This is a genomic window from Streptomyces sp. NH27 (assembly GCF_056859195.1).
On sequence record NZ_JACEGK010000360.1, the window covers coordinates 1 to 8,198 of the forward strand.

8 protein-coding genes are annotated in these 8,198 nt (G+C 72.9%); 4 read left to right on the plus strand and 4 right to left on the minus strand.

What is annotated here, in order from left to right; translation table 11 throughout:
- Positions 1 to 161: 161 nt before the first annotated feature.
- The 4 genes from AC13HU_RS25660 to AC13HU_RS25675 form a co-directional block, all read right to left on the minus strand.
- A complete protein-coding gene (locus tag AC13HU_RS25660; RefSeq protein WP_483044311.1) occupies positions 162 to 473 on the minus strand; it encodes a hypothetical protein in 312 nt (103 codons plus the stop codon).
- Positions 474 to 571: 98 nt separating this feature from the next.
- On the minus strand, positions 572 to 847 hold the full coding sequence (locus AC13HU_RS25665) for a hypothetical protein (protein WP_483044312.1): 276 nt from the start codon (positions 845 to 847) through the stop codon (positions 572 to 574).
- Between the two features lie 52 nt (positions 848 to 899).
- Entirely contained in the window at positions 900 to 1,922 is a 1,023-nt protein-coding gene (locus tag AC13HU_RS25670; protein ID WP_483044313.1) for a LacI family DNA-binding transcriptional regulator, read from the minus strand.
- Positions 1,923 to 2,398: 476 nt separating this feature from the next.
- Positions 2,399 to 3,367 (minus strand): class I SAM-dependent methyltransferase, encoded by a 969-nt coding sequence (locus AC13HU_RS25675; RefSeq protein WP_483044314.1) that lies wholly within the window; start codon positions 3,365 to 3,367, stop codon positions 2,399 to 2,401.
- A gap of 48 nt (positions 3,368 to 3,415) precedes the next feature.
- Between AC13HU_RS25675 and AC13HU_RS25680 the strand changes: the two genes are divergently transcribed.
- From AC13HU_RS25680 to AC13HU_RS25695, 4 genes are all read left to right on the plus strand, one after another.
- Positions 3,416 to 3,994 (plus strand): helix-turn-helix domain-containing protein, encoded by a 579-nt coding sequence (locus AC13HU_RS25680; protein ID WP_483044315.1) that lies wholly within the window; start codon positions 3,416 to 3,418, stop codon positions 3,992 to 3,994.
- A gap of 204 nt (positions 3,995 to 4,198) precedes the next feature.
- Positions 4,199 to 4,786, plus strand: coding sequence for a PadR family transcriptional regulator (locus tag AC13HU_RS25685; protein ID WP_483044316.1), 588 nt, complete (start codon positions 4,199 to 4,201; stop codon positions 4,784 to 4,786).
- Positions 4,779 to 6,341 carry an FAD-dependent monooxygenase gene (locus AC13HU_RS25690; protein ID WP_483044317.1) on the plus strand — a complete coding sequence of 521 codons (1,563 nt, stop codon included), beginning with the start codon at positions 4,779 to 4,781 and terminating at the stop codon, positions 6,339 to 6,341. The genes AC13HU_RS25685 and AC13HU_RS25690 overlap by 8 nt, the downstream gene beginning before the upstream one ends.
- A 391-nt stretch (positions 6,342 to 6,732) precedes the next feature.
- Positions 6,733 to 7,437, plus strand: a complete 705-nt coding sequence (locus AC13HU_RS25695) for a Clp protease N-terminal domain-containing protein (RefSeq protein WP_483044318.1) — start codon at positions 6,733 to 6,735, stop codon at positions 7,435 to 7,437.
- Positions 7,438 to 8,198: the final 761 nt, after the last annotated feature.

Sequence of the window (8,198 nt, forward strand, 5' to 3'; positions counted from 1 at the left end):
GCCCCCACCACCGACGGCACCGCCCCGCACCCCACTGCCCTCTTCGCCCGCACCTCCGCCTGACGCGCCGCCTGACGCGCCACCTCGCCGGCCCGCCCGATCCCGCCACCCGATCCGCCCGGCGGCGTCACGCGACGGCCCTCCCCACCGGGCCGGGCTCGCTACGCGCCGAGCGCCCCGATGAGGATGACGACGCCGGCAAGTCCGAGGGCGCCGAGGGCAGTTCCGGCAAGGGCGACCCACAGCCGGCCGATGCCGCGGCGGGCGTAGCGGATTCCCGCGGCGCCGAAGGTGACGGCGAGCCCGCCGGTGATGATCGCGCCGGGGAGCGCCATGATCCCCCACGGGAGTCCGCCCAACGCGAGGAAGGGCGCCCACGCGCCTGCGGCGGCGAGGATGCCGAGCACGAGCGAGGTCGGGCCGAGGGCGACGGCGGGCGTGTCGGTGAGGTCGGGCGCGATCGATCCGGACATGGCATGTCCCCCTATTTGAACGAGTTCAAATCTCTCTGCCGATAGTATCCTGCCCTGCCTTCCTCATCTCCACCCGACCTGCCACGTCATCCGCCCGGTCAGAAGGGCACGTCGAGTCCGAACTCACGCAACTGCTCGACGGCCGACCACAGGCAGCGCTCCACCGTGTCGCCGTCGGCGCGCATGCCGTGGTCGAGCGGGCCGCCGCTCGCGAAGAACGTCCAGGCCGGACGGCCTTCCCGCAGCCGGTCGGCGTCAAGGCGCAGTCCGGCGCCAACGGCCTGCTCGCCGAGCCACTCCAGGATCAGGACGGCCACGTCCTGGATTCCGCTGTCCGGGCCCGCCTTCACCCAGCGGCCGCGACGCGACGGCACCGGCACATGCACCCCACCCCGCGCGCGCCGACCGAGGAGTTGCCGCGCCCTGTCACCGCACCGGCAGGCTGGAGCCGCGGACCACCAACTCGGGTAGCAGAACGGCGCGTTGGTGCTGGTGCTGGGCCGCACGGGGGCCGGTCTCCTCCAGCAGGAGTTCCGCGGCCATGCGGCCCATCTCGGCGGCCGGCTGCCGTACGGAGGTGAGAGGGACCACGGCGGCCGCGGCGAACTCGATGTCGTCATAGCCGACGATCGCCAGGTCGCGCGGGACCGCGATGCCGGCGGCGTAGACGACCTGGAGGACGCCGAGGGCGAGCAGGTCGTTCGCGCAGAACACCGCGGTGGGGCGCTGCGCGAGGCCGAGCAGCCGGGAGGCGGCGTCGCGGCCGGCGGCGACGTCAAGCCGTTGGGCGGGGATCTCCAGCAGCGCCTCGGGGCCGAGTCCCGCCTCGGCGAGGGCCTGGAGCATGCCGGCCCGGCGGTCCTTGACCTGCTGGAGGTGCGGCGGCCCGCTGATGTAGGCAATGGTGCGGTGCCCGGCCGACACCAGGTGGCGGCCGGCCAGCGCGCCCCCGATCGTGTCGTCGACCGACACCGAGCAGCCCTCGTCGGCCTCGCCGGCACCCCGGTCCACCAGGACGAACGGCACATTCTGCTGCCGCAGCAGGTCCAGGCTGGCGCCGGTCGGGTCGGCCGGGGTGAGCAGCACCCCGCGCACCCGCTGTTCCGCGAAGAGCGAGACGTACGTCGCCTCCTCGGAGGCACTCTGGCCGCTGTTGCAGAGCATCACGCCCAGACCGGCCTCGCGGGCCGCGGACTCCGCACCGCGCGCGACGTCCACGAAGAACGGGTTGCCCATGTCGAGGACGAGCAGCGCCATGATCCGGCTCTGGCCGGCCCGCAACTGGCGGGCCGACTCGCTGCGGACATAGCCGAGTTGCTTGATGACGCTCTGCACGCGGTCCCTGGTCTCCTCGGAGACCAGGTCGGGACGGTTGATCACGTTGGACACCGTGCCCACCGACACGCCGGCCTGCCGCGCCACGTCCTTGATCCCGACCATTCGCACCATGTTCTCCTCAAAGGGGCTCTCCGCACCGCCGGACCGCAATGTACTGAACGGGTCGGAGGTTTCCCCATTGAAACAGTTCACTCGGCCCCGCTGCACCAGCGGGCGGCCACAGCCGGATCCGGTGCCGACAGCCGGGCCGCGGCGGGCCCCGACGGGTTCACGGCGTGCCTCCCGCGTCGCACGTCGACCGATTGAAACTATTCAACCCACGTCGCCGACCCTAGGGCTGGCCTCGGCAGACGTCAAGCCTCGCGCCGGACGTAGGCACGCATACCCGCAGCAAGCGCGGTGGGTACGGACGATCAGGCCGGCCGCGATCCGATTTGATGCATTCAATACCAGCGTCCGGCACCCCCGGTTCGGCACTCCCCGGCGCTCCCCGCCCGAACCCACGCCCGCCGCCATGTCGCCCCTGCCCCCACCGCAGGCCGAGCGACCCGCCACCGGGATCGTAGCGGCGGCTGCCGACAATCCGGTCAGGCCGCCGGGACGGGGGCCTGGTTGCGTTCCGCCACCCAGACCGCGCGGGTGGTGCGGACGGTGAGGTCGGTCCGGTGCAGGAGCGCGTCGGGGCCGTCGCCGTCGAGGAGCGTGGCGAGTACGGCGAGGTCGTCGGCGTCGAGCGCGCCGTCGAGGTGGTCGCGGGTGCGGCCGAGCACGGAGTGGGCGTAGCGGCCGGTGGCGGCGGGGAGCGGCGGCAGCAGGTCGATGGCGAACTGCCGTTCGGCGCGGACGTGGAAGCCGGCCGCGGTCAGGCGGGCGCCCCAGTCGTCGCCCATGTGCGGCACGTCGTGGGCCCGGCGCTCGTCCATCGCCGTCCGGCAGCGCGCTTCCAGGCCGGGCCGGCCGAGGCCGATGTCGTCGGGCAGGAAGCACGGGAAGGAGTCCAGCTCGACGACCGCGAGCAGGCCGCCGGGGCGGAGCAGGGCCGCGGCCTCGGCGAGGGCGCGGCCGGGATCGGCCATGTGGTGCAGGGACGCCGACGCCCACACCAGGTCGGCGGGACCGGCGGCCGGCCACTTCTCGTCGAGGTCGGCCTCGACCGTACGGATCCGGTCGGCCACGCCGAGTTCGCGGGCCCGGTCCCGCAACCGCCCCAGCATGTAGGGGGAGCGGTCGAACGCGGTGACCTCGGCGCCGTCGAACCGCCGCAGCAGGGCGAAGGTGCCGGCACCGGTGCCGCTGCCCACGTCGACGATGCGGCGGACAGCCGCGGAGGCGCCGGCGGGCGCGGCGGATTCGGCGAACCCGGCGATCCAGGCGGTGACGTCGGACAGGTGCGCGGCGAGGACCTCGGCGTCGAGGTCGAGCATGTCGGCGAGGGCGGCTTCGTCGGCCCCGCCGTCCGCGCCGCCCGCACCGCCGTCGGCATGGTGGCCGTGCGCGTGCGGGTCCGCGTGGCGGTGCTGGTCTCGGTGGCTTTCGGGGTGCTGGTGGTCTGCCATGCCGCCGACCCTACGTACGAATTGCGGGGACGACATATCCTCTTGCGTATGGCGCAAGACGGTGACGGGCTCGACGTACTCGTACGACAGCGAATCAGGGGGTTGCGGACGTCCCTGGGCTGGTCGCTCGACGACCTCGCCGCGCGTTGCGAGCTGAGCCCGTCCACCCTGAGCCGGATCGAGACCGGGCACCGACGGATCAGCCTGGAGCAACTCGACGCGATCGCGAGGGCGTTGGGGGCCAGCATCGACATGCTGGTGGAGTCCGCCGGCGACGGCGACGTGGTGATCAGGCCGCAGCACAACTCGGACCGGGGCATCACCACCTGGATGCTCAGCCGCGATCCGGGCGCGAACGGCAGCACGGTCGCGAAGATGCGGATCACCCGCCCGGTCCAGCGCGGCACCGACGTCCTGCGGGTCCACCCGGGCCGGGACTGGTTCACCGTCCTGTCCGGGACCCTCATGCTCCTGCTCGGCGAGCGCACGATCATCGTGGAGTCGGGCCAGGCCGCCGAGTTCTCCACGATGGTCCCGCACGCCTTCGGCGCGCACGGCGGCCCGGCCGAGATCATGGGCGTCTTCGACCACGACGGACGCCGCAGCCACTTCCGCCAGTTCGGCTGACCGCTCCCCCGTACGTCACGCCCGCAGGGTGGCGGACCCCATGACGACGGCCATCGGATTCCCGCAAGCTCCGCGTGCGGGCAGGCGCGTCTTCAACCGAAGCCATGCCTATACTCGGTTCCGACTAGTAGGTGACGACCAATCGTGACCGATCAAGTCCGTGGCCGCCGACTGGCAGGCGCGACGGAGACGGGGAGGGACGAGATGTCGGCCAAACGACCGGCGAACCCGCTGGCCCTGGCACTGCTGGGGCTTTTGCTGGAACAGCCGATGCATCCGCACGCGATGGCGGTGGAACTGCGCGCACGACAACTGGACCAGTACTTCAAGCTGACCACCGGTTCGCTCTACGACACCGTGCGCGCCCTCGTCCGCGACGGCTGGATCGAGGCCGACGGCACCGAACAGATCGGCGCCCGCCCGGCCCGCACGGTCTACCGCCACACCCCGCAAGGCCGCGGGCACTTCACCGAGTGGCTCGACGAGCTGATCCGCGAACCGGTCCAGGAGTTCCCCCGGTTCCTGTCCGCCGTCAGCTACCTCGGCGCCCTCGGACCCGAACGCGCGGCCGACGCGCTGCGGGCCCGGGCCACCGCGCTCCGCGCCCAGGTGGACGCGCGCGAGGCCGCACACCGCGCCGCCCGCGAAGAACACGGTGCGCCACGCCTGTTCGTCATCGAAGCCGAGTACGCCCAGGCGATCGCCCGCGCCGAACTCGCCTGGGTCGAGCGCGTCGCCGCCGAGATCCAGGACGGCACCCTGGAGTGGCCGGAGGTGGCACCGGATGCATGAGGCCCATCAAGTGCCGGCGGCCCAGGGGCCGATGTCGCGCACCGGAGTACTCGTCGTGGGCGCCGGCCCGGCCGGACTGACCGTGGCCTGCGAACTGGCCCTGGCCGGGGTGCCCGTGACCGTGCTCGAACGGGACGCGACGCCACCGCCGTTCTGCCCGGGCTTCAATCTCAACGCCCGCAGTCTCGAACTCCTCGACCGGCGCGGTCTGGTGGACCGCGTCCTCGCCGAGGGGCCGGTCGTCACGTCCACGATGTTCGTCGGCGGCGCCCGGCTCGACCTCGCCGCGATGGACTGCCGGCACGCGTACGTCCTGGGCATACCGCAGACCCGCGTCGAGGAACTGCTCGCCGACCGGGCCGCGGAACTCGGCGTGCCGATCCTGCGCGGCCACCGCGTCACCGGCCTTCGGCAGGACGACGACGGCGTGACCGTCGAGACCACGACCCCGGACGGCCCGGCGACTTGGCGGTGCGACCGGCTCGCGGGTTGCGACGGCGGTCGCAGCACGGTCCGCCGGCTCGCGGGCATCGCGTTCCCCGGCACACCGTCGCGCCGGTTCACGCTGCTGGGCGACGTCGTCCTCGCCGACGGTGCCGACCTGCCGTTCGGCGTGACCACCGGACCGGGCGGCGCCGTCTTCGCCATCCCGCGCCCCGGATACGTACGGCTGATCACCGCGGACCCCGAGCCGCCCGCCGACCGCGACGACCCGGTCACGCTCCCCCGCTTCCAGGCGGCGGTGGACCGCGCGCTCGGCCGGCCCGCCGTGATCGCGCAGGCCCGGTGGCTCACCCGGTTCGGCGACGCCGCGCGGCTGGCCGAACGCCTGCGGCACGGGCGGGTGTTCCTCGCCGGGGACGCCGCGCACATCCACCCCCCGGCCGGCGCGATCGGCGTCAACGCCGCCATCGACGACGCGATGGCCCTCGGCTGGCGGCTCGCGCTCGCCGCCCGAGGCCCGTCCCACGAGCGCGTCCTCGACGCGTACCACGCCGAACGCCACGCCGCCGGCGCCCGGTTGCTGCGCGACACCCGCGCGCAGGCCGTACTCGGCCGGGACGAAGAGGAGTTGGCGCCGGTACGGGCCCTGCTCGCCGAACTCGCCACCGCCCCGGCGACGGCCGGACCGCTCGCCGAGACGATCACCGCGGTCGGCACCTGGTATCCGGTACGGCACCCGTCCGGTCACGCCTGGGAGGGCCGCACCGTCCCCGACGTGGCCGCGGCCCCGGCAGGCTTGTTCGACCTGCTCGCCCGCACCGGGCGCGGTGTGCTGCTGCTGGCACCGGGCGCGCTCGCCGGACCGCTGCGCGAGGCTGCCGCCGGCTGGTCCGACCGCGTCACCCCGGCCGTCACCCCACCCGGCGCGCTGCCCGGCGCCACCGCCGTCCTGGTCCGCCCGGATGGGCACGCCGCCTGTGTCGCCCCCACGCGGCAACACCCCGAAGCGGCCCTCGGGCCACCGCGCGACTCGCTACGAGACACCCTCGCCGCCGAATTCGGCCCGCGCACCGGGGCGGACGTCGGTCACCGGGCGGAGTCCGGGACGTAGCGCCGTCGGCAGGGGAGCGTCAGCGGTGACTGGGTGGCCGCACCAGAGCGGTGTCGCACGGCAGTTCGGCGAGGTAGCGGTCGGCGTCCGGCCCGACCGGCGGGACGGCTGGACGGCCCGACCGCAGTCCAGCGGATCGCAGGAGCCGTGGACCGCGGCCCGTACGGCTCGATCCACCAGCGATCAGCGACTGTTCGCGGTATGCGGCGAACGTCGCGTGCCCGTACGGATCGCCTGGGAACGCCTACGGATCGGCGTCTGCCCGGCGCTCGAAGTCCGCCGGGGACGGCGCGAGCGGCAGGACGACCGGTCGCACGAAGCCGCGGCGGCAACCAGAAGCGATCGTCAATTAGAAGTTGACGATTCCGGATCGTCAACTTAATCTTGACGCATGAGTCCACTCGACATCAGCCTCGCCGACCTGATCGCCCGTCTCGACGATGAACTGCCCGGCGCCAACGAACTGGCCCGCATCAGCGAGGCGCGACTGCGCGCCCAGACCCTGTCCGACCTCGGCGACCAGCTCATCGACCACTACGTCAGCAACGCCAAGCGGACCGGCGCGTCATGGACCGAGATCGGCGACGCCATCGGGGTGTCCAAGCAGGCCGCCCAGCAACGTCACGCATCCGGCCCGTTCGAGCGGTACACCGACCTGAACCGGCACAGCATCGTGCTGGCGCAGGAGGCCGCCCGAACCCACAAGCACGACTCCATCGGCACCGAACACCTCCTGCTCGGCCTGCTCGGCGAACCGCGGGGCCTGGCATACGAGGTGCTGATCGCAAAAGCCGAGTCGGAACAACACATCCGCGACGCAATCGAGGAAGCAATGCCGCCGGCCGGGGAGAAGGCACTACGGGGTCACATCGCGTTCCGACCGGAGAGCAAGGAGGCCATCGAGCAGGCCCGCCGCGCGTCGGCCGACCTCGGCCACGACTGGGTCGGCACGGAACACACGCTGCTGGGCCTGATCCGCGCCGAGGAGAGCCCCGCCGCACAGATCCTGCGCAACCTCGGCTTCACGTGGGACGAGTTGCTTGAGACGATCAAGACCGAGATCGCCGAACGGTCCGCCGCGCGCGACAAGCAGTAGCGACACGACCGGCCTCCGCGCCCCCGGCCCACTCACCGACGTCATACCGTCCCGCCGGGGCATGGTGGATCGACCGGGGACCACCGGGGACCACCGGGGACCACCGGGGACCACCGGGGACCACCGGGGACCACCGGGAAAAGCGTGGGCGGAGCCGCCTGACATCGGCCCCGCCCACGGGTCATGAGGGCAGCGTCCAACCGGGGCACGCGCCGCCGTGGGCGTCCGCGTGACAACGTTGTCAAACTATACGCCGTCCGCACCGCAAATGGATAGTCCTGATTATTTGCCGCGCCCGGCCCCGGAGCCGGGCGACATGGGCAAGCAAAAGGGGTGGGCCCGATGCTTGTCAACGGGACGGTGCGAACGCCCGCCCCGCCCCCGGCGAAGGTCGCAGCAGCGGGTGCGGACAGCGGGCGGCGGACCGACGGGCGGTGGCCCGCTACGGGCGTGGCCGCACGACCGACGAGGAGGGGAAGTCGCCCGGCGGCCGTGCGGGCACGCCTTTTGCCCACGTTGTAAACCGCCGGGCGGCCGTTCGCCGCGCATCACGACCGCGGCCTCGCGGACGTGCGGTGATGCTGATGGGGCGCCTGATCACAGTTTGAACGTCCGGGGCTACTTCTGCGCGGGGTATGGACAGGCCCAACCTCAAGTGCTGTCATGCCGGTTGGCGCCAATCTTTGCAACGTTGGAACAGCACGACGTCGGACCTCGGTGGCCCGTGCTCCGCCCTTTGCGTGTCCCGCGCTCCCCCGTGG

Excerpts from the sequence above, each read along its gene's own strand:
- AC13HU_RS25660 (WP_483044311.1), bottom strand. The coding sequence starts at position 473 with ATGTCCGGATCGATCGCGCCCGACCTCACCGACACGCCCGCCGTCGCC.
- AC13HU_RS25695 (WP_483044318.1), top strand. The coding sequence starts at position 6,733 with ATGAGTCCACTCGACATCAGCCTCGCCGACCTGATCGCCCGTCTCGAC.
- AC13HU_RS25675 (WP_483044314.1), bottom strand. The coding sequence starts at position 3,367 with ATGGCAGACCACCAGCACCCCGAAAGCCACCGAGACCAGCACCGCCAC.
- AC13HU_RS25685 (WP_483044316.1), top strand. The coding sequence starts at position 4,199 with ATGTCGGCCAAACGACCGGCGAACCCGCTGGCCCTGGCACTGCTGGGG.
- AC13HU_RS25680 (WP_483044315.1), top strand. The coding sequence starts at position 3,416 with ATGGCGCAAGACGGTGACGGGCTCGACGTACTCGTACGACAGCGAATC.
- AC13HU_RS25670 (WP_483044313.1), bottom strand. The coding sequence starts at position 1,922 with ATGGTGCGAATGGTCGGGATCAAGGACGTGGCGCGGCAGGCCGGCGTG.
- AC13HU_RS25690 (WP_483044317.1), top strand. The coding sequence starts at position 4,779 with ATGCATGAGGCCCATCAAGTGCCGGCGGCCCAGGGGCCGATGTCGCGC.